Below are 2,161 nucleotides of genomic sequence, written 5' to 3'. Positions count from 1 at the left end.
GTGGGCCTGCCGATGATGCGTCCGGCCGGCTGCCATGCCGTCTACGCCGACGCCGGACGGCTGCTGCCCCACCTTTCCCCCGCCGAACTCCCCGGTGTGGCACTGGTCTGCGAGTTGTACCGGGTGGCGGGAGTACGCACGGTGGAATTCGGCACGTTGACGCTCGGCCACGACGACGAGACGGCCCCACACGAACTCGTGCGGCTGGCGCTGCCACGCCGCGTCTACACCCGCTCGCACCTGGAGTACGTGGTGGAGGCGGCCGCCGACGTGGTCCGCCGGGCCGGGGAACTGACCGGCTACACGATCAACGGCCCGCAATCGCCACTGAGGCACTTCACCGCGCAACTCAGTCCCCTCGAGAAAGGCAGGGACTCGCCGTGACCCGCCTGATCACCCTGATCAACCCGAACAAGGTCCACCCTCCGATCACCCCGTACGCGCTGGACGTCCTCACCACCGCGCTGGAGCGGAACGGCTACCCCGTCGAAGTCGTCGACCTGTGCTTCGAACGGGACAACTGGCCGCGACTGCTGGAGGAGTACTTCACCTCCCGCCGCCCTCCGCTGCTGGTGGGCTTCTCGGTGCGCAACACCGACAACCTCTACGCGCAGCAGCAGCGCGTCTTCCTTCCCGAGCACCGGGAGATCGTCCGCAAGATCCGCACTCTGACCTCGGCGCCCATGGTGGGTGGCGGAGTGGGATTCTCCGCCACGCCGTTCGCGTGCGTGGATTACCTCGGGCTGAACTTCGGCGTCAAGGGCCCGGGCGAGCGCATCCTGGTGGATCTCGCCGACCGGCTGTCCCGCCATGAGGACCCGGCCTCGGTTCCGGGTCTGCTCGTCAACCACGGTGACGGCCGGGTGACCCGCTCCGGCACCCCGGATCCCGACACCGCCCTGGGCGCGGTGGGTGAGGTCGGCATGGGACAGTCGCGCGCCTGGCAGGTCGACACCACCGCTGCCTATACGCGGCGCTCGGGCAACCGATGGCGGGTCGACAACCTGGGTTACTACGAACGCGGAGGTCTGGGCAACATCCTCACCAAGAACGGCTGCCCCTACGCGTGCGCGCACTGCGTGGAACCCGATGCCAAGGGCACCGCCTTCGCCAAACGCTCGGTGCCCGCCGTGGTCGACGAACTGGCCGAACTGGTGGGACAGGGCGTGTACGACGTGCACACCGCCGACTCCGAGTTCAACCTCGCCATCGCGAACTCCAAGGCCGTACTGCGCGAGATCGTACGCCGCAAGAACACCTCCCCCGACTCCCCGCTGCACCGTTTGCGTCTGTGGATCTACGCCCAGCCCAAGCCCTTCGACGACGAGTTCGCCGAGTTGCTCGCGGCAGCCGGATGCGCGGGCGTGAACGTGGCACCCGACCACGTGCGCGACGACATGCTGGACGGGTGGAAGGTCACCGCCAAGGGGACGCGCTTCTACACCTGGGCCGACACCGAAAACGCGGTACAACTGTGCCACAAGTACGGTATGGCAACCCTGGTGGAGGTCCTGGCGGGAATGCCCGGGGAGACCTGGCAAACCCTGCGCGAGGCCATCGACCGCACCCTGGCACTGGACGCGACCGTTTCCGGGTTCAGTCTGGGACTGCGCTGTTTCCCCTATCAGCCGCTGGGTCGGTGGCTGGCCGGACAGAGCGCGGGCATACGGCACGAGCCCGGAACGCAGTCCAACACCGCCACCGAACCCATCGTGCTGCGCACGCCGGAGCAGTGTCTCTCCCCGGTGGAATACGAACGGCAGTTCCTGTTCCAGGCCGACGGTACCGTCCGCCCGGTGTTCTACTTCTCTCCCGGCCTTCCCGAGGACCCCGCCACCGTGGCCGACCCGGCGGGACGCCGGCTGCGCACGGTCGAGATGATGTGGGAGCACATCGGCCCCGCCGAATATCCGCGCGTCATGCTGCCCACGGCCCCGGGCAGTTCCAAGGACGACAACAACTACGCCGACAACCCCTTCCTCACCGCGCTCACCGCGCTGGGCTACCGAGGCGCGTTCTGGGCGAAGTGGCGAGAACGTGACGCCATCATCGCCGAAGCGGGGGCGCGGGTGGGCACCTGACAGCGGGTCGGCGGGCCGGGGCGAAGAGGAACCGAGGTTGGGCACGCACCTCGGCGAGGAGCAGCGCGGGGTGGGCGGGA

The 2,161-nt window shown here is 68.6% G+C and carries 1 protein-coding gene and 1 pseudogene; both read left to right on the top strand.

Annotated features, from left to right (window positions below):
- Window positions 1-384: pseudogene (locus GT354_RS04050) on the top strand (tyrosine phenol-lyase); the annotation flags it as partial.
- Window positions 381-2,081, top strand: a complete 1,701-nt coding sequence (tsrT, locus tag GT354_RS04045) for a tryptophan 2-C-methyltransferase (protein ID WP_161354777.1) — start codon at window positions 381-383, stop codon at window positions 2,079-2,081. The pseudogene GT354_RS04050 and the gene tsrT, both read left to right, overlap by 4 nt.
- Window positions 2,082-2,161 lie beyond the last annotated feature (80 nt).

Origin of the sequence: Streptomyces sp. SID3343, assembly GCF_009865215.1 — a bacterium.
GTDB lineage: Bacteria > Actinomycetota > Actinomycetes > Streptomycetales > Streptomycetaceae > Embleya.
The sequence above is the reverse complement of the archived record's forward strand: the minus strand, read 5'-3'. Positions and strand labels throughout refer to the sequence as shown.